Consider the following 25,204-nt stretch of genomic DNA (forward strand, 5'->3'; position numbering starts at 1 on the left):
CGCCGGACGGGTCGGTGCGCATCCGGCCGGCGGCAGCGCAGGTCACTCGGCCTGCCGGGCGAGCGCCTCGTTGTAGGTGTCGACCAGCTGCTGGGAACCGAGTGCTTCCATCTCGGCGACGTACGCGTCCCACTCCTCCAGGGAACGCTGGCCAGTGATGAACGCGGCAGTGGCGGCCTGCACCCCGTCCTCCAGCTGGCTGTCCAGCAGCGACGTGGTCTCCAGCTCGAGCTCGTCCAGCTGGGCCGCCGGTGCGACCGGGAGGGTCTCGTTCATGGCGAGCACCTCCTGGGTCCACTCCCGGGTCTCTGGTGACATCACCGACTGCAGGAGCTCTTCGGTGGAGCCGTTGGCCAGCAGGAAGACCCCGTTGCTGTAGCCGAAGTCGGCGTTCAGCTGCAGCTCGGCTCCAGGGTTCAGCCCGTTCCAGTCCACATCGTCAGCCAGGGTGCGTTCGCCGTCATCGGCGACGGTATAGGTCTCGCCCTCCACTCCCCACTGGGCGAACTCGATACCCTCGTCGGAGTAGTACAGCCAGTCGATGAACTGCAGCATGGCAAGGAAGTTCGGGCTCTCCGTGACCGAGCTGGACAGCATCAGCCCGGAGGAGAGCTGGCTGCGAGCGAGATAGTTGCCGAACGGGCCGCCCGGGATGGTGATCAGCCGGATCGGCACGTCGTCCTGGCCGGCGTCGGCGAACTCGGTCCGGTACTCGTTGATCACCTGGGTGTTGGCGGAGATCGCCGCGGTCTCCCCGGAGATGAACTTCTGCACCGCCTGGTCGTCGCTCTGGGTGATCTCCGGGTCGAGCAGCCCGTCCTCGACGAGCCCGGCCACGTAGCTGATCAGCTGGTGATAGCCCTCAGAGCTGCCGGTGAAGACGAACTCCCCGGCATCGTGGTCGTACCAGGTGTTGCTGTAGCCCCAGCCGGCGGCGGTGCCGAACGTCGGTGCCATCACGTTGAGGAACGAGCCGAGCGTCCTGTCGTCGGTCCACCGGTCGGACATCGCGTAGTCCAGGTCCGGGTTGGCCGCCATGACCTGCTCGAGCTGGGACTGGAACTCCTCCCACGTGGCCGGATCCTCGGTGATGCCGGCGTTCTCCCAGAGGTCCTCACGGATGGCCACGGAGTACTGCACATCCGGAACCTCGCGGATACCAGGCAGCTGGTAGATCTTGCCGTCCGACTGCCGGTGGGTCTCCAGCTCGTCCTGCAGACCCCACTCCTCAACCTTCTGGGAGAAGTTCGGCAGGTACTGGAAGTAGTCGGAGACCGGCAGGATGGCGCCACCGCTCACAAACTGGGTCTCCTGGCCCGGATAGGTCACCGAGATGATCTCCGGGGCATTTCCGGCGGAGACCAGCAGGGCCTTCTTCTGGTCGTAGTCCGCGGCCGGCACCGTCGTCAGGTCGAAGGTGACGTTCTGGTTCTCCTCGAGCTCTTCGAAGACCGACCAGTCCTCCTGCACCGGATAGTTCGGGTGGTCGCGGTACAGCAGCGAGAAGTTGACCGGCTCGGTCGCCTCGAAGGTGGTGCCGACGTCATAGTCCGCCATCGCGCCGACGGAGTGCTCCTCGTCGATGGTGACCGATCCATCGCCACCCTCAGGGCTGCCGCCACTGCTCTCATCACCTCCGGAGGAACATGCGGTCAGCACGAGGGCGGTCGCGGCCAGTGCCGCTACCCCCGTCATGCGGGTACGAGTGAGTGCCATGTGTTTCTCTCCTTCTGGTGCTGGCGCCGTCGGTCGACGTCCGGGGGATGGTGCGGGCGGTGCCCTCAGCCCTTGACGGAGCCGAGCATCACGCCCGAGACGAAGTACTTCTGCAGGAACGGGTAGAGGCAGATGATCGGCAGCACGGTGAGCAGCATCGTCACCGACTGGATGTTCGCGCCGATCTGGACGGCGTCTGTGCCAGCGCCTCCGGTGATCTCCTGCGACCCGGTCGCAGCCGCGATCAGGTTGCGCAGGTACACCGTCACCGGGAACAGCGACTTGTCGTCCAGGTAGAGGAACGCGGTGAACCAGGAGTTCCACAGTCCGACGGCGTAGAACAGGGTCATCGTGGCCAGCACGGCCTTCGAGAGCGGCAGCACGATCCGCCCGAAGACGCCGTAGGTGGTCAGGCCATCGATCGTCGCCGCTTCCTCCAGCTCGGTAGGGAAGTTCTCGAAGAACGACTTCATCACCAGGAGGTTGAAGATGCTCAGTGCTGTGGGTACCACCACGGCCCACATGCTGTTCCGCCAGCCGAGGAAGTTGGCGACCAGGATGTAGTTCGGGATCAGACCGCCGTTGAAGAACATCGTGAACACGGCGATACCGATGAAGAACGTCCGGCCCTTGAGCTGTGTCCTGCTGATCGCGTAGGCGTAGGTGCTGGTGATCGCCATCGCGATCAGCGTGCCCACCACCGTGTACACCACGGTGTTCTTGTAGTTGGTCCAGAACATCGAGTCGGTCAGGACCGCCTGGAACGTGGTGGTGTTGAAGCCGCGGGGGATGAGATTGACGTTCCCAGCCGCGATCTGCCCCTCGGAGGAGAAGGACTTGGCGATCAGGTTGACGAACGGGTAGAGGGTCACCAGGCACACGCCGGTCAGCACCACGGCGTTGACCACGCGGAACACCCGGTAGGAGCGGCTGTCCTTGATCGCACCGCCGCTGTGGACGGCAAGGATGTCCGGTGTCTTGGAGAGCTCGGTCACCACAGGGAGGCTCCAACCAGTCGGCGCGAGACGAAGTTCGCGGAGAGCACGAGGACGAGGCCGATCAGTGCCTCGAAGAGTCCGATCGCGGTGCCGTAGGAGAACTGCGCGGACTGGATACCCACCCGGTACAGGTAGGTGGAGATGACGTCACCGGTGGAGTAGATCAGCGGGTTCTGCAGCAGCAGCACCTTCTCGAAGCCCACCGCCATGAACGAGCCGATGTTCAGGATGAGCAGCACCACCATGGTCGGCCGGATCCCTGGCAGTGTGATGTGCCAGGTCTGCTGCCACCGGTTCGCCCCATCGATCCGGGCCGCCTCGTAGAGCTGGCCGTCGATCGTGGTCAGGGCCGCGAGGTACAGGATCGTCCCCCAGCCGACGGTCTGCCACACCTCCGAGGAGACGTAGATGGTGCGGAACCACTCCGGCAGCTGCATGAACGGGATCGCATCTCCGCCGATCGCGGTGACGATCTGGTTGATCGTCCCGTCCAGCGAGGTCAGCTGGAACACGATGCCGGCGACGATCACGATGGACAGGAAGTGCGGCAGGTAGGAGATGGTCTGCACCACCCGCTTGAACCGGCGCGAGCGCAGCTCGTTGAGCAGCAGCGCCAGCACGATCGGCAGCGGGAAGCAGATCAGCAAGGTCAGCCCGCCGAGGATCGCCGTGTTCCAGAAGACGTTCCAGAACTGCTCGTTGCCGATGAACATCTCGAAGTAGTGCAGGCCCACCCACTCGTCACCGAAGATCGAGCTGCCCGGGCGGAACCGGCGGAAGGCGATGACGTTTCCCGCCATCGGCAGGTACCGGAAGATCAGCAGGAAGATCACCGGTGCGATCAGGAACGTGTAGAGGCGCCAGTCCCGCTTCAGTGCGCGGCGCCAGGTGTTCTTGCGTGCCGGTTCCGGCGGCCGTTCCACCGCGTCAAGCTCGACGACGAGCTCCTGGGTCTCGACTTTCGTCGCGTTCATCCCACCGTCACCTCCTGGGGTGTCCGGCCGCCGGTGCCCACTGCGGTGCGGGCCAGCAGCCGCCGCGAGGAGCCGAGACGACGCACGTCGCCGACGATGGTCACCGGCACCTCGGTGTGCACGTCGACGCTCGACCGGGCCACGCGCAGCGTGACCGGTCCGGGCTCGACGATCCGACTGCCGTCCGGGTCGATGTAGGAGGCGAGGTCGGCATGCACCCGGAAGGTGACCTCGGCACTCTCCCCCGGAGCCAGCCGCACGCGCCGGAAGGCCAGGAGCAGCGCCTCCGGCCGGGCGACCTGCGCGACCGGATCATGCAGGTACACCTGGACGACGTCGCTCGCCTCGCTGCGCCCCTCGTTGGTGACCTGCACGTGCACGGTGATCTCGCCGTCGACGGCCCACTCGTGCTCGCTGCAGGTGACCTCACCCCAGGTGAGCTCCTGGTAGGAGCGGCCGTGCCCGAACGCGAACAATGGCGTGGGGTCGAGGTTGGAGACGGCAGTGGCGCGGCCGAGGGTGGGCGCCAGGTAGGTCGCAGGCTGCGCACCAGGATGGCGCGGGATCGACACCGGCAGGTGCCCGGACGGGTTCACCGCGCCGGTGAGGACTTCAGCGATCGCCTGACCGCCGCGCTGCCCGGGGAAGAACGTCTGCACCAGCGCCGCCGCTCCGCTGAGGGCGCCGAGTGCGTAGGGGCGGCCGGAGACCACCAGCACGACGACGGGTGTTCCGGTGGCAATCGCGGCCTCTGCGAGCGCCTGCTGCTCACCAGGCAGCCTGAGGTCGGGGGCGTCGCAGCCCTCGCCGGAGGTGCCCCGGCCGAACAGACCGGCCCGGTCACCAACCACCACCACTGCTACGTCTGCCTCGGACACGGCGGCGACGGCGGCCTCGAAACCTTCCCGTCCCGGTGCGGAGACGGTGCAGCCGGGCGCGTGCGTGATCGGGCCGTCGTGGTGCTCCCGGAGGGCCCCGAGCACTGTGGGGATGTCGATTCCCATCCCGGCCTCCGGGTGGTGGGTGCCCACGTGCGTCGGGAAGGAGTAGCAGCCGAGCATCGCGTACGGGTCGTCGGCGAGCGGGCCGACGACGGCGAGTCTGCCGCCTGCCCCCAGCGGCAGGGCGCCGACGTCGTTGCTGAGCAGGACCACGGCCTCGCGGGCCAGCTGCAGAGCGGTCTCGCGCTGGCCGGTGGTGTCCAGGTCGGGTGCGCCGTGGGTCTCGGGATGCCAGTCCGGGTCGAGCAGACCCAGCTCCACCTTCTGCACCAGTACGCGCAGCAGCGCCCGGTCGACGAGCTCCTCGGCGACCGCACCGGAGCGGACGGCCTCGACCAGCGGCTCGCCGTAGGCGTACACAGATGGCAGCTCGACGTCGATGCCGGCGGTCAGTGCCAGCGCTGCAGCTTCCCCGTCAGTGGCTGCAACTCGTTGCAGGGAGCGCAGGAAGGCCACCGAGAAGTAGTCGGCGACCACTGTTCCCTCGAACGCCCAGTCCTCGCGGAGCAGGTCGGTGAGCAGTCGCGGGTCGGCGGCAGCCGGTACGCCGTCCACAGCGGCGTAGGAGTTCATCACCGAACGAGCGCCACCTTCCCGCAGCGCAGTGAGGAACGGCGGGTAGTACACCTCAGCCATCTCCCGTGGGCCGGCGGAGACCGGGGCGTGGTTGCGCCCCGCCTGCGAGGCGGAGTAGCCGGCGAAGTGCTTCAGCGTCGCCACCACGCCCGCACCTTCCAGTCCGCGCACATAGGCTGCGCCGATTGCGCCTACCAGGTACGGGTCCTCTCCGATGGCCTCCTCCACTCGGCCCCACCGGTAGTCCCGGACGACGTCGAGCACCGGCGCCAGACCCTGGTGCACACCGACCGAGCGCATCGAGGCGCCGATCTCGGCCGCCATCTGTTCGACCAGGTCGGTGTTGAAGGCGGCGCCCCAGGAGAGTGGCACCGGGTAGGCGGTGGCGCCCCAGGCGGCGAACCCTGCCAGGCACTCCTCGTGCACCTGAGCGGGGATGCCGAACCGGTTGGCGGCCATGACCTGCCGTTGCGCTCGTGCCAGGGACTGCGCGCCGAGCAGCGGGTCGACCGGAGCAGTGCCGAACGGGCGGGTCAGCTGACCCAGACCGTCCACGATCACCTCAGCGAAGCCCGGTCCGTGCTGGGTCATGTCCCCCTGGTACGGGGCGACATCACCACCGGAGGCATCGGCACCGACCCACAGGCCCACGAGCTGGCTGACCTTCTCGGTCAGCGTCATCGCGGAGACGAGAGCCGCCGCACGTTCACGCGGCGAGAGGCTCGCGTCTGTCCAGGGCCCCGGCAGCCCCGGGCGCGTGCGGTCTCCGTCAGCGACCGCACTGCTTGACGGGTCAGTCATGCATCCCACTTCCTTGTGCATCGAACGTTTCGATATCTGCCCCGATATCGTCGAATCGCTTCATACCGTAAGGATAATCGTCGTTCCCGTCAAGATCGGAAGTGCTGCACGAGCGAAACTGGACCGTTTCGACGCGTTGCCGAAGCGATGCGCCGATATTTTCGGTCGAAGTGTAGACGCAGCGAGCCGCACGTGGCGGGACTCACGAGTCTGTTGCCAACCCGTCCAGACGGACCACCGGTCCACGTGACCGGTGCATCATCGGTCCCCCGGCTGGGCCGCATCGCCCACCGGTGGACTGCCGGGCCTCAGGCGGGTCGCACCACTGCCGTCCAGTGCTGCGGCTGCAGCTCGGGCACCAGAGCGGGGTTCGCGCCGGCGCACTCGTGCGCCCAGGCGATCGCCGCACGGAGCAGCTCACAGAGCCGATCGTCCGGGTCGGACACGCACGCTTCGGCGATTCCCCGCGTCGCGATCTCCGTCATCGCACCGGTCGCGGAGCGGTCCCTGCTGACCAGGCCCATCCGGTCCACGAACTCCCGGGCCCAGCGTTCGATTCCGTAGTGCTGGCGGAGCAGCGTGCGAGCGCTGGCCTTCCACACGTCGTGCGCCTGGCTGTCGTAGTCGCCCACCTCGCCGAGGATGCGCAGCACACCCACTGCGATCCCCCGCTGCCGCTCCTGGGCGGCGATCGGCAGCGCGTGCACGGCCGCGATCAGCGCAACCTCGTCAGCGAAGCCCGCGCCCAGGCCGCGTAGCCCGATCACCGAGGGGATCATCGGCGAGAGCCTCGGTCGGGCGTCGTTGGAGCTCAGGTCGTTCACCAGCCGAGCCAGGTGCGCCAGGGACTCGTCCGTGCAGGCCGGACTGTCCGTCCAGGTCTCGCCGGCCAGGTAGGAGGCCAGCTCCATGAAGCACGCGCCGCGTCGGGGGCTCCGGTGCCGTCCGCGGGCGAGCATCGGCATCATCATCGGTGCTGTGGCAGTCATTCGTCGACACCTCCGCAGGGGTATCGAGCCATTATCCGCCTGTTCCGCTCCGGACGCCAGAGGAGACCGCGAACCCTCGGGCTGCGCGCACCCAGGAGATCTGCCAGACCCTGGGCGCCCGGGACTGCGCCGGATCAGGACGCCGGGGTCAGGATGCGGCGGTCAGCACCACCGGGCCGTCAGCGGTGATCGCGACCGTGTGCTCGCTGTGTGCGCCACGGGAACCATCCACGCTGCGCAGCGTCCAGCCGTCCGGGTCGGTGAAGATCTTGTCGGTGCCGGCCATGAACCAGGGCTCGATGGCGATCACCAGGCCCGGGCGCAACGGCAGACCGCGCCCGGCGCGCCCGTTGTTCGGTACGTGTGGCTCACCGTGCATCGTCCGGCCCACACCGTGGCCACCGAAGTCGGTGTTCACCGGGTAACCGTGCTCGCGCGCCACTGCGCCGATCGCCGCGGAGATGTCGCCGATCCGGTTGCCGACCTTCGCCACGTCGATCGCCGCCGCCAACGCCTGCTCAGTGGCCGCGATGAGGCGCTGGTCCTCCGCGCGCGGGGTGCCCACGATCATGCTGCGGGCAGCATCGGCCACCCAGCCGTCGACGCTCACCGCGAAGTCGACGGACAGCAGGTCGCCGTCCTTGAGACGGTAGTCGTGCGGCAACCCGTGCAGCACAGCGTCGTTCACCGACGTGCACAGCACCTTGCCGAACGGGCTGGCGCCGAACGAGGGGTGGTAGTCGATGTAGCAGGAGGTGGCGCCGGCCTCGCGGATCATCCGGTGGGCGAGCGCGTCGAGGTCGAGCAGGCTGACCCCCACGTCGGCAGCGTCAGCCAGCGCCGCCAGGACGCTGGCGACGACGGCACCCGCCGGGCGCATCTCCTCGATCTCGGTAGGAGTCTTCAGTTCGATCACCTGCCTAGCCTAACCGGGTGCGGCCCGACTCCGACGGCTCAGCAGGCCTCGCACAGAGCAAGAACGGTCAAGCACCGCGCTGATACCGCTCGGTAGCGTCGAGGACATGCTGGAGACACCGGAGGAGATCACTGCCCTGCACGAGCTGATGGACCGGTCCTACACCGGTGCCAGCGCGCACCTGAGAGACATCGTCAGCGGCGACCGGCGGCTGGACGCAGCCGGGGTCCTCACCGCGACCACGGGGATGCGAGTGCTCAGCCTCGCCACTGTGACCGCCGCCGGAGAACCCCGGATCAGCGCCGTCGACGGCCACTTCCTGCACGGCACGTGGACCTTCGGTACGGCCGGCGCCTCGATCAAGGCGCGGCACCTCGCGGCCCGACCCGCTGTGAGCCTGGCCTATGTGGACGGTGAGCGGTGCGGCATCTTCTCCCACGGATACGCACACCAGCTCCGGCCGATGGATGCCCAGTACGCCGAGACCATCGCACACTGGGCCGCGCACTACGGCTCGGACCCGACCACCTGGGGTCCGGACGTGCGGCTCTACCGCGCCGAGCTGACCTGGTTGGTCGGGTACGCGAACTCTGCCGACTGACAGCCCTGTCCAGAACGGCCTGTCCGGGACCGGTCTGCCGGACCGGCCGGGTCGGGGGTGACCTTCCTCGCACCCGGCACCCGGTCGCCGGCAGATTACTGCGGAAACTTCTGCCCGGGTGCGCGTCGTTGCGCGAGGTGAGCTCCGCCGTCGGCAATCATGAGAACGCCCACTGGCAGTGCCGGGAGCCCTACCGGACCATCGGCACAGAGCGAAGGCCCCTCGGACTAGGGATCCGAGGGGCCTTGCTCTGTCCCGAGGACGGTGAACGGTGGATGTCCGCCCGCAGCGCCCGCACGCGGGGTGCGTTCCTCGAGAGCGGTTCGGCCGGGCCATCACGGTGCGGACCCATCCTGGTCCCCGCGAGCTGCACCCGTTCGTGTTCAGTCGCGGCCACCGGTGGAGTCCGGTCGAACACGATCCCACCAACGCGGTTGTGCTGCCACCCAGCGTCCCGGCTGGCACACGGTGCAGAAGCTGCGGATCTCTCCACGGTCCCTGCGGGTGCACGTCCCAGGCGTCCCCGGTCCGTGCGGTGGGAGATCAGTGTCGGTGTGCGCTCCGGTCTGGGCCCGCGCCTCTCGGATTGCTCCGACGCCTCGGTCCTGGACCTCGGTGCACCACTGGCTCTCCCAAAGCCGCCTCGCGCTGTAGTTGCCTACCGCGCGGTCCGACCGCCCCGTGAGCGTCGGCACGGTCCCGAGCTGCCGATCCGTCTTCGCCGACTACTACCGTGGAGTCGCCCCCAGGGCATCGTGCCTGCGATATCGGACCCGCATCCCAGGGTGCTGACCCTTCGGTTGCGATCGAGCTGGTGAACTCGATGACTCCTTTGTAGTGACCCGGCTCACACTTTGCAAGGGGTTCTGCGAAGCAATTTCTGGCCGCAGGTTACGCACATCCTCCTCCACAGGCTGACCTGCGAAGATGCCCGTTGTGCACAGGGATGTGGACAAAAATTGTGGATCACGCCCCGGTAGCATCGCCCCATGTCCTCCCCTCGTCGTCTGGTCGTGGCCGGTGCCATCGTCGACGACCTGCACCGGCCCACTGAGCTGCTCGCTGCTCGGCGCAGCGCACCGAAGTCGCTGGCCGGCCAGTGGGAGTTCGCCGGCGGGAAGGTGGAGCCCGGCGAGGCCGCCGAGGACGCGTTGCACCGGGAGCTGGCCGAGGAGCTCGGCGTCCGCGTGCTGCTCGGTGCGGAGATCCGGCCGGCGCAGGGCCAGCAGTGGCCGATCCTGCACGGTCACGCGATGCGGATCTGGTTCGTGCAGATCGTCGATGGCATGCCCGCCCCGCTCGCTGACCACGACGAGCTACGCTGGCTGCCGGTCAGCGACCTGTACCAGGTGCCCTGGCTGGAACCTGACCTACCGATCGTGGACGCGGTCAGCAACCTGCTCGGCGCGAGGGGCTGAGCGGCACCGCTACTCCTGGTGCGCGCCGACCTCACCCTGCATCCGCACCACCAGGTCAGCAGCCACGCTCAGGGCGATCACTGCCGGCTCCTTCCCGGCGATGTCCGCACGGCCGATCGGAGTGGTGATCCGGTCCAGCTCGCTGCGCTCGTGCCCGTACTCGGCGGTCAGGGCCCGGCTGAACCGCGCCCACTTCGCGCTCGAGCCGATCAGCCCGATGCTGCCCAGGTGGTCGGCGCGCAGCGCGGCGTCGCAGATCGCCAGGTCCTCGGCGTGGTCGTGGGTCATCACCAGCACGTGCGCACCGGGCGGCAGGTCGGCGATCACCCGCTCCGGCGTGAGCGGCTCGTGCCGCACATGCACCTGGGCGAGGGCATCGGCGAGCACCGCCAGGCGCTCCTCGGCGAGCTGCTCGGCCCGGGAGTCCACCAGCGTGAGGTCCACGTCGTGCCGGGCCAGGATGCGGGCCAGCTCCAGGCCCACGTGCCCGACACCGAACACCGCCACCGCGCCCGAGACGCCGATCGGATCCAGCAGCACGGTCACCTCACCGCCACAGCACTGCACGCCGAACTGCAGCGGCGCCTTGTCCGACAGCGACACGTGCAGCAGCTCGGGGCTGGTGCCGCCGGTGCGCAGCATCTCCCGGGCCGCGTCGATGGCCACCGCCTCGAGGTTGCCGCCGCCGATGGTGTCCCAGACCTGGTCCAGCCCCACGACCATCTTCGCCCCGGCGGGGCGGGGGGAGTGCCCGCGCACCTGCGCCAGGGTGACCAGCACCCCCGGGGACCGGTGGTGGCGAAGGTGCGCGAGCGCCGTCATCCATTGCATCGGGCCCCTACGGGTGCTTCTCCGCGCGGCGACCGGCCGGTGCAGTCGCCTCCAGCGGGAGCCGCTCGATCACCGGACCGTCCTGGTCGGCAGGGCCGGTGTCGATGGTCGTCTGGTCCCCGTGACCGTTCTGGCCGTTCCCGGCCATACCGACGACGGAGGGCGCCAGGGGGCGGACCGTCTCACCGGGGCGAAGGCCCACCACGGCGCCGTCCCCGCGCTGGGCTGCCGACTGCGCGAGGTGCGGCTCGGCCAGCGCCGCCCGGGCGCGTTGCACCGCCCAGTAGACCTCCTCCGGGGTGGCCGGGGAGCCGAGGTCCAGGCTGAGCCCGTCCGGTCCGAACGCTGCCGCGGCCTGCCGCAGCGCCTCGCGCACCGAGATCGCCAGCGGCAACGGTGGTTCACCGACGGCCTTCGAGCCGTATACGGCGCCGTGCTCAGTGGCATCGGTGAGCACCGAGACGTTGAACTCGCCCGGCATCTCGGAGAAGCTGGGCAGCTTGTAGGTGCTCGCCGCCTGGGTGGCCAACCGACCCCGGTTCTCGGAGTCGGAGGTGTCCCAGCGCAGGTCCTCCAGCGTGAGCCAGCCGGCACCCTGGACGAACCCGCCCTCGATCTGTCCCAGGTCCACGATCGGGGAGAGCGAGTCTCCGGCGTCGTAGACGATGTCCACCCGGCGGGTGGAGTAGGCCCCGGTGAAGCCGTCCACCTCCACTTCGGCGAGCGCGGCGGCGTGCACGAAGTACTTGTACGGGTGGCCCTGCATCGTCTCGGCGTCCCAGTGCAGACCGGAGATCCGGTAGAAGCCGGCCGCGTGCAGCTGCACCTGCTGCTCGTAAGCCTTGGCGATCAGGTCCTCCCAGGCCAGGTGCGGTCCACGGCCGCCGCGGGCGTAGACCTCGGAGCCGGCGAACACCAGGTCCTGCGGGTGCACACCGAGCTCCTGGGCCGCCACCACGGCGATCCGGTCCCGGATCTGCTCGCAGGCGTCCTTCACCGCAGCACCGTTGAGGTCGGCACCGGTGGAGGCGGCGGTCGCCGAGGTGTTCGGCACCTTGTCCGTGCGGGTCGGTGCGAGTCGGACCCGGTCCCGGCGCACCCCCAGCGTGGTGGCGGCCACCTGCAGCATCTTGGTGTGCAGGCCCTGGCCCATCTCGGTGCCGCCGTGGTTGACCAGCACCGAGCCGTCCCGGTAGACGAGCACGAGCGCCCCGGCCTGGTTCATCACGCCCTGCCCGAACGCGATGCCGAACTTCACCGGGGTGATCGCCAGCCCACGCTTGGTGTGCGGGTGGGCGTCGTTGAATGCGGCGACCTCCCGGCTGCGTCGGTCGAACTCGCCGCTGTCGAGCACCTGCTGCCACGCGGCGTGCAGCCGGGGTGCCTGCTCCACCTCCTGCCCGTACGGGGTGGTCTGCCCGCGCTGGTACAGGTTGCGCCGGCGCAGCTCGTGCGCCGGGATGCCCAGCAGCGGGGCGCACCGGCCGATGGCGTCCTCGATGCCGAGCATGCCCTGTGGTCCGCCGAAGCCGCGGAAGGCGGTCTGAGAGGTGACGTTGTTCCGGGCGATGCGGCCGGTCAGGTCCGCGTTCGGCAGGTAGTAGGCGTTGTCGGAGTGGATCACCGCCCGGTCCACCACCGGGATGGACAGGTCGAGGTTCCAGCCGCCGTTGGCGACCAGGTCGGCCTGGTAGGCCTGGATCCTCCCGTCGTCGTCGAAGGCGATGGTCCACCGGATGCGGAAACCGTGCCGCTTACCGGTCATGGTCAGGTCCTGGGTGCGGTTCAGCCGCACCCGCACCGGGCGGCCGGTGACGGCCGCGCCGAGCGCCGCGACGCCGGCGTAGTGGTTCGACTGGGTCTCCTTCCCGCCGAAGCCACCGCCCATCCGCAGGCTCTGCACGGTGACCATGCCAGCGTCCAGGCCGAGCAGGTCGGCGATCACGTGCTGGGCACCGGTGGGGTTCTGCGTGCTGGACTGCACGAACATCTGCCCGGCCTCGTCCTGGTAGGCCAGGGCCGCCTGCGTCTCCAGGTAGAAGTGCTCCTGCCCGGCGAAGTCGAGCTCACCGGAGAACACGTGCGCGGCCTCGGCGAACGCTGCGTGGACGTCGCCGCGCTGCATGTGCCGGGTCGGTCCCTGGTAGGAGTCGGCCTCGATCGCATCGGCCAGGCTGACCAGGCTGGGCAGCTCGGTGTAACGCACCTGCACCGCCTCGGCACCCAGCCGGGCGGCCTCGAGGGTCTCCCCGAGGACCCAGCACACGGCCTGGCCGTAGTACTGCACCTCGTCGGGAAAGACCGGCTCGTCCTCGTGCTCGTTGCCGTCGTTGTTGCCCGGCACGTCGACGGCGGTGAGCACCTTGACCACACCGGGCACCTGCTCGGCAGCGGTGATGTCCAGCACCTCTACCCGGGCGTGCGCGCAGGTGGCTTGCACCGGGTAGCCGTGCAGCACGTTCTTCGTGCGCCCGACCAGGTCGTCGGTGTACAGCGCCGTGCCGGTCACGTGCAGCGCAGCGGACTCGTGCGGTTCGGGACGGCCCACGACCGGGTCGGTGGGGCGCTGTGCGAGGGCGCTCATGCTTCTACCTCCTGCTGGGTCTGTGCATAGAGCTTGCGCAGCGCCTGGCCGAGCATCGCGGCGCGGTACTCAGCGCTGGCGCGGTGGTCGCTCATCGGAGTGCCTTCCGCGGCGAGGATCTGTGCGGCCTGCTCCACAGTGTCGAGCTGCCACGGGGCACCGACCAACGCGTCCTCGCATGCCATGGCCCGGATCGGGGTGGCTGCTACACCACCGGCACCGATCCTCGCCCGGCGGACCACGCCGTCAGTGATCTCCAGCGCGAATGCGAGCGCCACGCTGGAGATGTCGTCGAAACGGCGCTTGGCGATCTTGTGGAACGCCGTCACGGGGGCCAGGGGCTTGGGGATGAGTATCGCGGCGATCAGCTCCTCGGGGGCTCTGACGCTCTGCCGGTAGCCGGTGAAGTACTCGGCGAGCGGCACCCGGCGCCGGCCAGCGGTCGAGACCAGCTCGATCTCCGCGTCCAGGGCGAGCAGCACCGGCGGCGCGTCCCCGATCGGGGAGCCGGTGCCGAGGTTGCCGCCCAGCGTCGCACTGTTGCGGATCAACCGGGAGGCGAACTGCCAGAACAGCTCGTCCAGCAGCGGGACCGCACCGGCCAGGCGGCGCTCGATCTCGGTGAGGGTGAGCGCTGCGCCGAGCCGGATCTCATCGGTGCCCACCTCGTACTCCCGCAGCTCGGGCAGGCGGTCGACGAGGATGGTGGTGGCGGCGCGGCGGCTGCGGATGTTCACCTCGACACCCCAGTCGGTGGCACCGGCCACCACCTGGGCGTCTGGGTGCGCGGCGAGCGCCGCCAACGCTTCGGCCAGGTCGGCGGGGCGGAGCAGGTGCTGTCCACCCACCGTGACCGCCGCCGGGGTACCAGCTGGCGGCGGGGCGTCCATCCGGCGGCGCAGCGGATCCTCGGTGTCCGGTGTGCCCAACGCGTAGGCGGCGTCGGCGATCGGGCGGTAGCCGGTGCAGCGGCACAGGTTGCCGCTCAGCGCGTGCAGGTCGAAGCCGTTCGGGCCGCTCTCCTGGCTGGGGCTGCAGCAGCCGCCACTGCTGCAGGGCCCGAGCTGAGTTCCTTCGCCCGCCGCGCCAGCGGCGGAGCCGTGGGGAGCACCGCTGGCGGACCCAGCGGCCCCAGCACCGCTGACGACCCGGCTGGGTCGGTAGTACTCGCCGGCCATCGAGCAGACGAAACCGGGGGTGCAGTAGCCACACTGCGAGCCACCGCGCATCGCCATCTCCCGCTGCACCGGGTGCAGGTTCTGCGCAGTACCCAGTCCCTCTGCCGTGACCACCTCACCACCGGCCACCGCCCAGGCGGGGACCAGGCAGGCATTCAGCGGTGTCCACTCGGTGGCCGCCTCGACTCCGGGGCGGGCGACCAGCACAGCGCAGGCGCCGCACTCACCCTCAGCACAGCCCTCCTTCGCCCCGGTGAGGCCGAGGTCCCGGAGCCAGTCCAGCAGGGAGAGATATGGCGGGACGTCCGCCAGGCTGCGGCGTGCGCCGTTGATCAGGACCGTTGGCGCCTGTGCACCGGAACCCTGCGGTGTGGCGGTCTGCATCATGGGTGACTGCATCGTCGTGACTCCTCACTCCTGTTGTGCACTGCTGCGCCTCCGACCTGATGGGTCGGAACAGGCCTGCGCCTCGTTACGCGTCCGAACTGGGTTCGTTGCGGAGTGAGAGTCACACCCATCCGAGTGCGTACGCCTGTACGCAAGGCCCAGAGTAACCCAGGACGCACCATTTCGCGCGATATTTGGTTTTCGCATGTCGAAAGCCAAGTGCGCTCGCCGAGGCGTCCTCGCTCTTCACGACTGATTCGACTCTTCCGTCACGAAATGAGATACTCGGCTCGTGCCCAAGATCATCGGCTCGACCCTTGCCGAGCATCGTGAACGCGTCCGTACCAAGCTGTTCACCGCCCTCTCGGAGCTGATGGCCGAGACCGGTTTCGACGCCGTCAGCATGGCTGACATCGCCGCACGCGCCGGCGTGGGGCGCACCTCGGTGTACAACCACTTCCCGGACAAGGAGGCAGTGCTGCTCGGGTTCATCGAGCACGAGACCCGGCAGTACGTCCAGGCGCTCGCCGAGTCGCTGGAGCACGTGCACGACCCCGAGGAGCAGCTGCGGGTCTACGTCCGCGAGCAGATCAACCTGAAGTCGGTGTATCACCTCGCCCCCGGCCCGGACCTGCGCAGCGTGGTCTCGTCCGGCACGCAGGCACGGTTGCGCGAGCACGTGACGCAGGTGACCGCGCTGCTCACCGAGATCCTCGAGCACGGGATCGCGACCGGGCGGCTGCCCGACCAGGACGTCGAGGCCGTGGTGCCGCTGATCAACGCCTGCCTGTCCGGGCGGATCCACCCGGAGGCCGGCCCGGAACGCGAGCGCGCGGTCGAAGCCACCGAGGCGTTCGTGCTGCGGGCCGTAGGGCTGCGTCCGGCACCCACCACGCCGACCGCCGAGATCGATCCGCGTGAGGACCTGCAGGCTCTCGAGGCAGCCCGCACGCTCACGATTGCCTGACAGCGGGCACGCCATCGCCTGAGCGCCGCGGTCAGACCATCGCCGGAGCGCGGCCGGTGCCCGCCTATCGAGCACCTCCGTACGACCGGAAGTGGATTTTCGCCACACTCTCGTCGCACAATAAGCTGGAGGGGCTTGTCAGGTTAGCCAAACCTCACCTAGGGTGCTGACATCGTGTCACGACACCGTGTCAGCAACTGATCGTGAGGTCCCATGTCCGTCACCGCCCTGCCGAGCGCACCTGTCAGCGTTCTCCTGAAGGGAGCGACCCAGGAGGCGCACACCCGCGCAGAGACCACCGCGTTCGTCACCGACCTGATGGCTGGGCGGTTGTCGATCGCAGCATTCACCGCTCTGGCGGCACAGCACCAGGCGATCTACGCCGCCCTGGAGGATCTCGGCCGGCGGGTGGCCGGCGAACCGGGAGCTGATGCCCTGGTCCGACCGGAGCTGGAGCGCACCGCGGTGCTGGCCGAGGACCTCCGCACGCTCACCGGGGGCGGTGAGGCTCCCCCAGTGCTGGCCAGCACCGAGGAGTACGTCCATCGGCTGCACACCCTGGACGACCTGGCCGGCTATGCCGCACACGCCTACACCCGCTATCTGGGCGACCTCTCCGGTGGGCAGGCGATCAAGCGGATGATGCAGCGGCACTACGGCATGGGCGAGGACGGGCTCGCGTTCTACACCTTCACCCAGATCGCCAAGATCCCGCCGTACAAGGCCGCCTACCGCACCGCCCTGGACGAGCTGCCGCTGGACCAGGGCGGCCGGGAGCGACTGGTCGCCGAAGCACGAGCCGCGTTCCGGTACAACGAGGCCGTGTTCGTCGAGCTTGGGCGCCAGTTCCGCCCTGCCGCCTGACCGCTCGCCCATCACCCGGGGTCCGGACGCCCGGCCGTCGCTCACCACGTGCTCCGGGCGCCGGTTCGTGCCCGCACCCTCCGCTGGCGTACGTTGTCGCCATGGAGTTCGTGGTGCCGGCCCGCTTCTGCGGGCCTCCGGAGTCGGGCAACGGTGGCTGGGTGAGCGGACGGCTGGTCGCCTATGCCGATGTCGACGGCGCAGCCTCCGTACGGCTGTCCAGTCCCCCGCCGTTGGACAAGGTCCTGCAGCTGGAGCGGGACGGCGATTCCACCGTGCTCCTGGACCAGGCCGTGCGTATCGCCCAGGCCGGCCCGGCCGAGCCGATCACCGACGACCCCGGCCCAGCGCCCGTCTCCTACACCGAGGCGCTCGCAGCCGGTGAGCGTTACCCGGGGCTGACCGAGCACCCGTTCCCTACCTGCTTCTCCTGCGGCACCGAGCGCGACCCGGACGACGCCCTGTGCCTACGCCCCGGGCCGGTCGCCGAGCACACGTTCGCCGCGGCCTGGCTGCCCCGGGAGGTGACCGGCGAGATCGTCTGGTCCGCGCTGGACTGCCCGGGCGGCTGGGCGCTCGGAGTGGGTGGGCGGCCGATGGTGCTGGGCACGATGACCGCGCAGATCAGCGGGCTGCCGGCAGTGGGCGCCGAGTGTGTGGTGATGTCCTGGCGGACCGGTGGCGAGGGGCGCAAGCACACTGCTGGCACCGCGCTCTACTCCGGTCGCCGGCTGCTCGCCCAGGCCCGCTCGGTGTGGCTCGAGGTCGACCCGGAGAAGGTCCGGCCCGCCTGACCGACCCGCCCCCGCATTCAGGTTGGAACACCTGCCACTCGTCGAAACCACTCTGTGCGCAGGTTCGAGTGCGCCAAGGGTGTTCCCACCAGCGCCGTTCAGGTCAGCACCCGGAGCAGCTCGGCGTACGTTCCGTCCACATCGCCGGTGCGAGTGCGCACGTACCGCGTGGCTGGCCGGGTGCGGAGCATCTCGATCGAGCACGAGCGTGAGAGCACGCTCCTCGGCCAGTCGGCGGGCGAGCGTCGACTTCCCGCTCGCCAGCGCCCCGTTGATCAGCACCAGTCGCACCACCCGGCCAGGCTAGCCGCGGCCGCCTGGCGAGCGACCATCGGGGGAGCGCGCACCCCGAGAACGCGCACCCCGAGAGCGATGCCGACGATCCTGCCGCCGCAGCGGCTGGGCCCGATGCAGCACCAGCACGGCGGAGTCCGCCCGGGGCGCCGGTGTGAACGCCGCAGCCGGTAGGTGCATCCCGAGCTCGGCCCGGAACCCGCGGGGCGGCCTGCGCAGGTAGCGCTGCACCATCCACCGGGGCAGCACCAGGTCGGCGCGCACCAGCGCGACGTCCCGGGCGGTGAGCCGGCAGAGCAGCTCGGCAGCGATCGCATAGGGCGGGTTCGCCACCACTCGGAACCGGCGGCGGGGCAGCGGTACCTGGAGCACGTCGGCCTGCACCACGGTGACCACCCGGTGGCGCGCCATCGCCTCGCGCAGCTGCTCGGTCCGCCGTGGATGGAGCTCGACGGCGAGCACATGGCCCGCACCGGCCGCCAGCGGTCGGGTCAGCGCACCGGTACCGGCGCCCAGGTCCAGCACAGTATCCCCGGGGCGCACCTCGGCAGCCCGGACTACCCGGTCAGCCCAGGACGGCCGGAGCCGGTGCCACCCCCAGCGCCGCTGCCCGGAGCCGGACACGGCGCATCACCATGAACATACCCATGGCGCTCACAGTAGGAAGCATCGGCCGGGGTGGTCCACGGAATTTCGTCTCAGCCGCGCCAGCTACCGTGTGCCCATGTCTCGCGGCGCGAAAGTCACTCTCGGCACCGTCCTGGTCCTGGTGATCCTGCTGGTGCTCGGCTACGGGGTCGACCGATACGCTGCGCACCGCATCGAGCAGAACATCAGCGAGGAGCTCGCGACCGCCGCCGCGGGACAGGGCGTGCACACCGAGATCACCGGAGGGTTGTTCTTCCCGCAGGTGATCAGCGGTTCTCTGGACGAGATCCGGGTCCAGGCGGACCAGGTGCAGCTGCAGGACCTGGTGATCACCGACGTCACCGGGACCGGCACCGGGGTGAGCGTGGACGAGCCACGCACCCTAGACCGGCTGACGGTCACCGGGACGCTTCCGGTGGCCACGCTGCAGCACCTGCTCGCCCGGGTGGACGCCGTTCCCGACACGCTCCAGCTGGACGTGGCCGACGGCCGGCTGGTCGCCGAGCTGACCGTCCTCGGTAGCACGTTGCGCGCCACTGCTGACCCGGTGGTCCGCGACGGCGCCCTCTACCTCGAACCGCGTGAGCTCACTCTCGGCGGTGTGCAGCTCGACCTGACCCACCTGCCCGGTACCGTCGACGAGGTGATCGGCAGCCTGGCGGTACCGACCAACGCACTGCCGGAAGGACTCTCGCCCAGTGCCATCGAGGTCGTCGACGGCGGTCTCCGAGTCACTGTGACCGGCACCGAGGTGGTGCTGGACGACCTCGGAACCAGGTGACCCGACCAGTACGGGAGCGTCCCCTCTACCTCGCCACCGCCGACCTTCAGCCCAGCACCTCCGGCAGTTCCGGCGCCGGCTGGCCGAGCACGTGCTCGGCGAGGAACGCCGTCACCACCTGGTACCAGACCTTCGCGTGCTGCGGAGTGAGGATCCAGTGGTTCTCGTCCGGGAAGTACAGGAACCGGTGCGCGGTGCGACCCTCGGCGTCGGCGGGCAGCCCGGACGAGCTGAGCAGCTCGTACCAGAGCCGCAGCCCCTCCCCGATCGGCACCCGGTAGTCCTTGTCCCCGTGGATCACCAGCATCGGGGTGACGATCTGCGCCACGGACAGGTGCGGGGAGTTGGCCAGCGCCATCTCCGGCGTCATCTCCCGACGCCAGAAGTAGCCCGCGTCGGTGGTGGAGCCGAAGCCGTCCAGGGCCCACAGGCTGGCGTGGGTGACGATCGCGTCGAACCGGTCGGTGTGCCCGGCCACCCAGTTGGCCATGTAGCCACCGAAGGAACCGCCCATCGCCGCGGTGCGGCTGCCGTCGATCTCCGCCAGCTCCTCGGCCGCATCGGTGATCGCCATCAGGTCGGTGAACGGCGCCTTGCCCCACTCGCCCCAGCCGCGCTGGATGAACTCCTGGCCGTAGCCGGTGCTCAGCGCCGGGTCCGGCAGCAGCACCGCATACCCCTGGGCGACCAGCAACCACGGGCACCAACGCCAGCTCCAGGAGTTCCAGGACCCCAAGGGACCACCGTGGATCCAGAGCAGCAGCGGCGCCGGCGCTTCTGCGGAAGCGCCTTCGGGCAGCGCCAACCAGGCGCGCACCGGTGTGCCGTCGTCCGTGGTGGTGCTCACCTCGCGCAGCGTGCCGGGCAGCTCCGGCCGGGAGACCGGCCCCGGCAGCGCCGTCACCGTGGCCGCACCCGCGTCCAGGTCCAGGCGGACCACCTCGGCCGGGTGCGCGTAGGACGCCCGCAGTGCATAGGCGCAGCGCCCGTCCGGGGCGACGACCACACCGGAGTAGGCCGCATCGTCGTGGGTGAGCCTGCGCACCCCACCTGCCAGGGTGAGGTGGAAGACCGGGGCGCGACCGCCGTCGTCGGCAACGACGAGCAGCCCGGTCGAGTCCGGCAGCCAGACCAGGCTCGCCGGCCACCGGTCCCAGTCCGCGGCGACCTGGCGGGTCTCGGAGCCGTCCAGCCGGCTCACCCGGAGGGTGACCGTAGGCGCCTCGTCCGGGGTGGACAGGCTCTCCACCAGGTAGGCGACCAGCTGCCCGTCCGGGCTGATCCGCGGCTCGAACAGCTCCGCGTCGGGGTCGTCGGCGAGCACACGCTGCTCCCCGGTGGCCACGTCGATGTGCACCAGCCGGGAGCGCACCGCCCCCTGCCCGGTGGGCACCGACCAGGTCGTCACCACTGTGCTGCCGTCCGGGCTGAGGTCCGCCGAGCTCTCGATCAGCGCCTTGCCGGCGGCCGGGGTCAGGTCGCGCAGGTCGACGGCGGAGCTCCCCTCGGTCTGTCCGGTCACCACGCCGGCGGCACGTCCGGGCAGGTCACCGGTGAACAGTCGGGGTGCCGCCGGGCCCAGGTCGTGGTCCCAGAACCGCACCGGGTAGTCGGAGTGCAGGATCGCGGAGACGCATCGGGTCTTGCGCGCCTCGAGCAGCTGCTCCTCGCTGGCCAGGCCGGTGGCCGAGGGCATCGTGTCCGCAGTGACCAGCACCGTGGCGGCCTCCCGGGCGGTTCGAACAGCGTCCACCCCGCCGGGCCGGGTGGCCACCTGGTGCGCCTCGCCACCGGTCGCGGGCAGCAACCAGACCGCCGGCTTGGCGTCGTCCTCGGCCACGCCGTCGGTGGGTCGCTTGGCCACGAACAGCAGGTCACCATCGGCGGTGAACGCCGGGGCGGACTCCCCCGTCAGTCCGCGGGTGAGGCGGTGGGCCGGTGTGGTCCCGGTCGGGTCGACCTGCCAGAGCGCGGTCAGGTACTTGGTCTTGTCCTCGTTCAGCGCAGAGACGGCGACCGCAAGACGGTCACCAGCGGGGCTGAGGGCCAGGGAGGTGAGCCGCGGCAGGGCGATGTAGGCGTCCAGGTCGTGGAACGGGGTCGGTCCCGGGGTCGCCTGGTCGTCGGGAGTGGCTGTGGTGTCGGTCATCCTGTCGTCCTATCACGACGGCGGCACCTCGCCCAGCAGATGGGGTCTGCTGTCCGAGTTCGCTAGGGTGCCCTGCGGCAGACTGGAAGGAGTCCCATGACGACCGCGACCGCCGACCAGGGCACCCGCAGCGGCCCGGAGCGCTCTCGACCACCGTTCGAGCAGTGGTTCCCCGGCGCGCCGATGGATGCCACCTACGGCTACGACCTGGATGGGCTGCTGCAGGTCAGCGCTCCCCAGCCACCGGAGGACTTCGCCGACTTCTGGCGGGGTCTGCATGCCCAGGCACGGCAGGTGGCGCCGGCACCGGAGCTGGCCGGATACCCGATGACCGCCCCGGCGCACACCGTGCACCGCGTGGACTTCACCAGTCTTGGCGGGCTACGGCTCGGCGGCTGGGTGGCACTGCCGACGCAGCAGCCGGCGCGGGTGGGCGTGGTGGTGAGCCACGGCTACGGCGGCCGGGAGGAGCCCGAGCTCGCCGGCATCCCGGATGATGCCGCAGTGATCTTCCCGGTGGCACGCGGGTTGCCGTCGGTGAGCCTGATGCCGCAGGTGCGCCGGCCCACCGACGGGCACGTGCTGGAGGGCATCGAGTCTCGGGAGAGCTACGTGCTCGGCGGCTGCGCAGCGGACGTGTGGTGTGCGGGGAGTGCGCTGACCGAGCTGGTCGGCGAGCTGCCGCTGGTGTTCGTCGGCGGCAGCTTCGGCGGCGGGCAGGGCGCCTTGGCGCTGCCGTGGGACTCCCGGTTCGTGGCCGGCGCGCTGCGGGTGCCCAGCTTCGGCCAGTACGACCTGCGGTTGCACCTGCCGTGCACCGGCAGCGGTGAACGGGTCCGGGAGCACGTGTCGTTGCACCCGCGGGCACGGGAGGTGCTGCGCTACTTCGACGCGGCCACCGCTGCCGGCTTCCTCACCGTCCCGACGCTGATGGCGTGCGCCCTGTGGGATCCGGCGGTGCCCCCGCCCGGGCAGTTCGCCGTGCACAACGCCGCCCGCGGCGCCACCGGTGAGCGTGCCCGGTTGCAGGTGCTGGCCGCCGGGCACGAGACGTACCCGCAGGAGACGGCTGACGGGGCCGTGTGGTGGCGCGGTGTCCACCAGCTGGTCAGCAGCGTCCCAGGGTAGCGGCGCGCACACGAGGTGCAGCAAACTGTCAGCCACCCGGCCCCGGGCCCGCAGTCTCGAAGGATTCACCCCCATGAGCACACCCCGTTCTGATGGACGGCGCATGCACAGGACGATCGCACTGATCCTCGGCGTGCTGCTCGCCGCCTTGATGGTCTACCCGTGGCCGGAGCACACGCCCGAACCGATCATCCTCGGAGTCATCCCGGCACCACTGTTCGCCTGGATCGTGTGGGTCGCAGCGTTCATCGCCTACGTGGCCTGGATCTGCTACCGGTGGGACCCGTATGCCGCCATCGTGCAGCGCTTCGTCGACGAGCAGGCCGGGCGGTCCGGCGGCCAGGAGGTGCAGCGCTGATGTCCAACGCGGCCATGTGGATCGCGCTGATCGTCTTCTCGCTGCTGCTGGTGTACCTGGGCTATCTCGGCAACCGGAGCACCAGCAACACGATGGAGGACTTCGTGCTCGGCAGCCGGAAGCTGAACAAGCTCCCGGCGTTCTTCACGGTGACGGCGACGCTGTTCAGCGCGTTCAGCTACTTCGGGATCACCGGCCAGTTCTACACCAACGGCATCGGCGCCTGGATCCAGGTCGCCACCACTGCGGCGGTCGGCCCGATCATCTACTTCGCTGGCACACGGATCTGGCTGGTCGCACGGCGCTACGGCCTGGTGAACATCACCGAGTACCTCTCCGACCGGTATGCCTCCCGCGCTGTGGGTCTGGTGGCCGGGCTCATCGTGATCGTGGCGCTGGTCCCGTACATGGGCGCCCAGTTCCGGGGCAGCGGGCTGACCCTCGAGGCGGTGACCGAGGGCGGCATCCCCTACTGGGCCGGCGCCGTGTTCCTGGCCGTGGTGGTGACGCTGTACGTGATGAGCGGCGGGTTCCGGTCGGTGGTCTGGACCGACGTGGTGCAAGGGGCGATGATGTACGTCCTGCTCGCCGTCGCCATGCTGATCCTGGTGTTCACCCAGACCGGCGGCTTCACCGAGCTGATGGACACTGTCGGGGAACAGTCGGAGCTGTTGTCCAACCCGGGCGGGGACGGGCTGTTCAGCCTGCAGTACCTGGTCTCGGTGCTGGTGATCTTCGCTGCGGCGCACTTCACCATGCCGCAGCTGCAGCAACGATGGATGGCGGCGCGGAGCCACTCGACGCTGAAGTTCATCGCGATCTCCCTGCCCGTGGGTACCGCGCTGGTCTACATCTGCTGCTTCTACATCGCGATGGTCGGGGTCGCCACCCGGCCAGGTTTCCCCAATCCGGAGTCGATCTACCCGGCGATGATCATGGAGGTGCTGCCGCAGTGGTTGCTGCTGCTGGCGATCCTGGCGATCATCGCCGCCACCGGCAGCACCGCCAACTCGATCGTACTCACCCTGAGCTCGATCGTGGCCAAGGAGCACGTCCGACCGGTGATGGAGCGCCGGGGCTCCACCGGCGCCGCGCTCGACCGGAGCCTGACCCTGACCACCCGGGTGATGCTGCCGCTCTTGGTCGGTGGCGGGCTGCTGGTGGCCTTCTTCGGCCCGCAGAGCATCATCGGGATCATCGTGGCCATCACCTGGCCGGCAGTGTTCCTGATCTTCCCGACGCTGCTGGCCGGCCTCTACTGGCGGCGGGCCACCGCTGCCGGTGCGGTCGTCTCCATGGTGGTCTCCGAGGTGCTGTTCATCAGCCTCGACCAGGGGTGGCTGCCGGTGCCGCTGGGCGGCTGGCACCCGGCGATGCTCGCCGCGGTCGTGGGCGTGCTGCTGCTGGTGGTGGTCAGCCTGGCCACCCGGCCGCCGGCACGGGAGCACGTGGACCGGCACTTCGCACTGTTCGAGGAACCCGCGACCACCGGGGCGCGGTCATGAGCACGCAGCACCAGCCGGGACCGGTCGCCGTGGTCACCGGCGGTTCTGCCGGCATCGGCTGGGCAGTGGGGCAACGACTCAGCGCCGACGGTTTCCGTGTCGTGAGCCTGGCCCGCGGTCACAGCTCCGCCGACGACGGCTGGCGGCCGGACGAGGAGCTCGAGGTGGACGTCACCGATGCGGACGGTCTGGAGGCGGCCGCCCAGCAGATCCGCACCAGACATGGCCGGGTGGAAGCCCTGGTGACCTGCGCAGGCGCCGTCAGCAGGGGCAGCCTGGTCGAGACCTCCGCGCAGCAGCAGCGGCGGCAGGTGGAGGTGAACCTGCTCGGCACGATACATGCTTGTCGGTCGTTCGCACCGGCGCTGCAGCAGGCCGGTGGAGCGGTGGTGACGGTCAGCTCCTCGATCGCCACCCAGCCGCAGCCGGGGGCCAGCGCGTATGCCGCGGCCAAGGGTGGCGTGGAGGCGTTCAGCCGCGCGCTGGCGCTCGAGCTCGCCCCGGTACGGGTGAACGTGGTGCGCCCGTCGCTGGTGGACACCGGCATCTGGGTCACCGGCGGGATGGCTGCCGATGACTACGCCGAGCTCGTGGTGCGCCGCGGCGAGGAGTACCCGCTCGGTCGTGTCGGCCGGCCAGCGGACGTCGCCGCCGCTGTCGCGTTCCTGCTCTCGAGCGAAGCTGCGTGGATCACCGGGGCGGTGCTGCCGGTGGACGGTGGAGCCGGTCTGGTCGGACGCTGAGCC

20 protein-coding genes and 1 pseudogene are annotated in these 25,204 nt (G+C 69.8%); 10 read left to right on the forward strand and 11 right to left on the reverse strand.

Going from position 1 to position 25,204, the window contains the following annotated elements; genetic code table 11:
• Positions 1-42 precede the first annotated feature (42 nt).
• From K338_RS0108960 to map, 6 genes are all read right to left on the reverse strand, one after another.
• Entirely contained in the window at positions 43-1,716 is a 1,674-nt protein-coding gene (locus K338_RS0108960; protein WP_027286629.1) for an ABC transporter substrate-binding protein, read from the reverse strand.
• A gap of 65 nt (positions 1,717-1,781) precedes the next feature.
• Complete coding sequence (locus K338_RS0108965; protein ID WP_022917837.1) at positions 1,782-2,714, reverse strand: carbohydrate ABC transporter permease; 933 nt, start codon at positions 2,712-2,714, stop codon at positions 1,782-1,784.
• On the reverse strand, positions 2,708-3,688 hold the full coding sequence (locus tag K338_RS0108970) for an ABC transporter permease (protein ID WP_022917838.1): 981 nt from the start codon (positions 3,686-3,688) through the stop codon (positions 2,708-2,710). The genes K338_RS0108965 and K338_RS0108970 overlap by 7 nt, the downstream gene beginning before the upstream one ends.
• The gene (locus tag K338_RS0108975; protein ID WP_245542931.1) at positions 3,685-5,946 is read right to left on the reverse strand and encodes a beta-xylosidase/alpha-l-arabinosidase; all 2,262 of its coding nucleotides are present in this window, start codon (positions 5,944-5,946) and stop codon (positions 3,685-3,687) included. Before K338_RS0108975 ends, K338_RS0108970 begins: the two co-directional genes overlap by 4 nt.
• 428 nt (positions 5,947-6,374) lie before the next feature.
• The gene (locus tag K338_RS0108980) at positions 6,375-7,055 is read right to left on the reverse strand and encodes a hypothetical protein (protein ID WP_022917840.1); all 681 of its coding nucleotides are present in this window, start codon (positions 7,053-7,055) and stop codon (positions 6,375-6,377) included.
• A gap of 148 nt (positions 7,056-7,203) precedes the next feature.
• Positions 7,204-7,971: a type I methionyl aminopeptidase gene (gene map / locus K338_RS0108985; protein WP_022917841.1), complete on the reverse strand. Its 768-nt coding sequence runs from the start codon at positions 7,969-7,971 to the stop codon at positions 7,204-7,206.
• A gap of 106 nt (positions 7,972-8,077) precedes the next feature.
• Between map and K338_RS0108990 the strand changes: the two genes are divergently transcribed.
• Both K338_RS0108990 and K338_RS0108995 read left to right on the forward strand, forming a co-directional pair.
• Positions 8,078-8,572: a pyridoxamine 5'-phosphate oxidase family protein gene (locus tag K338_RS0108990; RefSeq protein WP_022917842.1), complete on the forward strand. Its 495-nt coding sequence runs from the start codon at positions 8,078-8,080 to the stop codon at positions 8,570-8,572.
• A 989-nt stretch (positions 8,573-9,561) separates the two neighbouring features.
• Entirely contained in the window at positions 9,562-9,990 is a 429-nt protein-coding gene (locus K338_RS0108995) for a (deoxy)nucleoside triphosphate pyrophosphohydrolase (RefSeq protein WP_022917843.1), read from the forward strand.
• 9 nt (positions 9,991-9,999) lie between these two features.
• On the opposite strand, the gene xdhC is transcribed toward K338_RS0108995, so the two are convergent.
• From xdhC to K338_RS0109010, 3 genes are read right to left on the reverse strand one after another with little or no spacing between them, the layout of a single operon-like run.
• The gene (xdhC, locus tag K338_RS0109000; RefSeq protein ID WP_338100850.1) at positions 10,000-10,812 is read right to left on the reverse strand and encodes a xanthine dehydrogenase accessory protein XdhC; all 813 of its coding nucleotides are present in this window, start codon (positions 10,810-10,812) and stop codon (positions 10,000-10,002) included.
• A gap of 16 nt (positions 10,813-10,828) precedes the next feature.
• A complete protein-coding gene (gene xdhB, locus K338_RS21540; RefSeq protein WP_022917845.1) occupies positions 10,829-13,405 on the reverse strand; it encodes a xanthine dehydrogenase molybdopterin binding subunit in 2,577 nt (858 codons plus the stop codon).
• On the reverse strand, positions 13,402-14,982 hold the full coding sequence (locus K338_RS0109010) for a xanthine dehydrogenase small subunit (protein WP_211218208.1): 1,581 nt from the start codon (positions 14,980-14,982) through the stop codon (positions 13,402-13,404). The genes xdhB and K338_RS0109010 overlap by 4 nt, the downstream gene beginning before the upstream one ends.
• 280 nt (positions 14,983-15,262) lie before the next feature.
• On the opposite strand from K338_RS0109010, the gene K338_RS21545 reads away from it, so the two are divergent.
• The 3 genes from K338_RS21545 (at position 15,263) to K338_RS0109025 (ending at position 17,595) form a co-directional block, all read left to right on the forward strand.
• Positions 15,263-15,937: a TetR/AcrR family transcriptional regulator gene (locus K338_RS21545; RefSeq protein WP_022917847.1), complete on the forward strand. Its 675-nt coding sequence runs from the start codon at positions 15,263-15,265 to the stop codon at positions 15,935-15,937.
• A 213-nt stretch (positions 15,938-16,150) separates the two neighbouring features.
• Positions 16,151-16,801, forward strand: a complete 651-nt coding sequence (locus K338_RS0109020; protein WP_022917848.1) for a biliverdin-producing heme oxygenase — start codon at positions 16,151-16,153, stop codon at positions 16,799-16,801.
• 101 nt (positions 16,802-16,902) lie between these two features.
• Positions 16,903-17,595 (forward strand): hypothetical protein, encoded by a 693-nt coding sequence (locus K338_RS0109025; protein WP_022917849.1) that lies wholly within the window; start codon positions 16,903-16,905, stop codon positions 17,593-17,595.
• 405 nt (positions 17,596-18,000) lie between these two features.
• Here the strand turns inward: K338_RS0109025 and K338_RS21550 are convergent.
• Positions 18,001-18,513, reverse strand: a pseudogene (locus tag K338_RS21550) (rRNA adenine N-6-methyltransferase family protein); the annotation flags it as partial.
• A 100-nt stretch (positions 18,514-18,613) separates the two neighbouring features.
• On the opposite strand from K338_RS21550, the gene K338_RS0109040 reads away from it, so the two are divergent.
• Positions 18,614-19,318 (forward strand): LmeA family phospholipid-binding protein, encoded by a 705-nt coding sequence (locus tag K338_RS0109040; protein WP_022917852.1) that lies wholly within the window; start codon positions 18,614-18,616, stop codon positions 19,316-19,318.
• 46 nt (positions 19,319-19,364) lie between these two features.
• Here the strand turns inward: K338_RS0109040 and K338_RS0109045 are convergent, their stop codons facing one another.
• The gene (locus K338_RS0109045; protein WP_022917853.1) at positions 19,365-21,467 is read right to left on the reverse strand and encodes a S9 family peptidase; all 2,103 of its coding nucleotides are present in this window, start codon (positions 21,465-21,467) and stop codon (positions 19,365-19,367) included.
• A 96-nt stretch (positions 21,468-21,563) separates the two neighbouring features.
• On the opposite strand from K338_RS0109045, the gene K338_RS21555 reads away from it, so the two are divergent.
• The 4 genes from K338_RS21555 (at position 21,564) to K338_RS0109065 (ending at position 25,201) form a co-directional block, all read left to right on the forward strand.
• A complete protein-coding gene (locus tag K338_RS21555; RefSeq protein ID WP_022917854.1) occupies positions 21,564-22,595 on the forward strand; it encodes an acetylxylan esterase in 1,032 nt (343 codons plus the stop codon).
• Between the two features lie 103 nt (positions 22,596-22,698).
• Entirely contained in the window at positions 22,699-22,953 is a 255-nt protein-coding gene (locus tag K338_RS0109055; RefSeq protein ID WP_022917855.1) for a hypothetical protein, read from the forward strand.
• Positions 22,953-24,458, forward strand: a complete 1,506-nt coding sequence (locus tag K338_RS0109060) for a sodium:solute symporter family protein (RefSeq protein WP_022917856.1) — start codon at positions 22,953-22,955, stop codon at positions 24,456-24,458. Before K338_RS0109055 ends, K338_RS0109060 begins: the two co-directional genes overlap by 1 nt.
• A complete protein-coding gene (locus K338_RS0109065) occupies positions 24,455-25,201 on the forward strand; it encodes an SDR family NAD(P)-dependent oxidoreductase (RefSeq protein ID WP_022917857.1) in 747 nt (248 codons plus the stop codon). The genes K338_RS0109060 and K338_RS0109065 overlap by 4 nt, the downstream gene beginning before the upstream one ends.
• Positions 25,202-25,204 lie beyond the last annotated feature (3 nt).

This window comes from Ruania albidiflava DSM 18029 (assembly GCF_000421225.1).
GTDB classification, from domain to species: Bacteria; Actinomycetota; Actinomycetes; order Actinomycetales; family Beutenbergiaceae; genus Ruania; species Ruania albidiflava.

Excerpts from the sequence above, each read along its gene's own strand:
- K338_RS0108970 (WP_022917838.1), bottom strand. The coding sequence starts at position 3,688 with ATGAACGCGACGAAAGTCGAGACCCAGGAGCTCGTCGTCGAGCTTGAC.
- K338_RS0108995 (WP_022917843.1), top strand. The coding sequence starts at position 9,562 with ATGTCCTCCCCTCGTCGTCTGGTCGTGGCCGGTGCCATCGTCGACGAC.
- K338_RS0109025 (WP_022917849.1), top strand. The coding sequence starts at position 16,903 with ATGGAGTTCGTGGTGCCGGCCCGCTTCTGCGGGCCTCCGGAGTCGGGC.
- xdhC (WP_338100850.1), bottom strand. The coding sequence starts at position 10,812 with ATGACGGCGCTCGCGCACCTTCGCCACCACCGGTCCCCGGGGGTGCTG.
- K338_RS21555 (WP_022917854.1), top strand. The coding sequence starts at position 21,564 with ATGACGACCGCGACCGCCGACCAGGGCACCCGCAGCGGCCCGGAGCGC.
- K338_RS0109020 (WP_022917848.1), top strand. The coding sequence starts at position 16,151 with ATGTCCGTCACCGCCCTGCCGAGCGCACCTGTCAGCGTTCTCCTGAAG.
- K338_RS0108960 (WP_027286629.1), bottom strand. The coding sequence starts at position 1,716 with ATGGCACTCACTCGTACCCGCATGACGGGGGTAGCGGCACTGGCCGCG.
- K338_RS0109065 (WP_022917857.1), top strand. The coding sequence starts at position 24,455 with ATGAGCACGCAGCACCAGCCGGGACCGGTCGCCGTGGTCACCGGCGGT.
- K338_RS0108975 (WP_245542931.1), bottom strand. The coding sequence starts at position 5,946 with ATGACGCTGACCGAGAAGGTCAGCCAGCTCGTGGGCCTGTGGGTCGGT.
- K338_RS0109045 (WP_022917853.1), bottom strand. The coding sequence starts at position 21,467 with ATGACCGACACCACAGCCACTCCCGACGACCAGGCGACCCCGGGACCG.
- K338_RS0109010 (WP_211218208.1), bottom strand. The coding sequence starts at position 14,982 with ATGCAGTCACCCATGATGCAGACCGCCACACCGCAGGGTTCCGGTGCA.
- xdhB (WP_022917845.1), bottom strand. The coding sequence starts at position 13,405 with ATGAGCGCCCTCGCACAGCGCCCCACCGACCCGGTCGTGGGCCGTCCC.
- K338_RS0108980 (WP_022917840.1), bottom strand. The coding sequence starts at position 7,055 with ATGACTGCCACAGCACCGATGATGATGCCGATGCTCGCCCGCGGACGG.
- K338_RS0109040 (WP_022917852.1), top strand. The coding sequence starts at position 18,614 with ATGTCTCGCGGCGCGAAAGTCACTCTCGGCACCGTCCTGGTCCTGGTG.
- K338_RS0108990 (WP_022917842.1), top strand. The coding sequence starts at position 8,078 with ATGCTGGAGACACCGGAGGAGATCACTGCCCTGCACGAGCTGATGGAC.
- K338_RS0109060 (WP_022917856.1), top strand. The coding sequence starts at position 22,953 with ATGTCCAACGCGGCCATGTGGATCGCGCTGATCGTCTTCTCGCTGCTG.
- K338_RS0109055 (WP_022917855.1), top strand. The coding sequence starts at position 22,699 with ATGCACAGGACGATCGCACTGATCCTCGGCGTGCTGCTCGCCGCCTTG.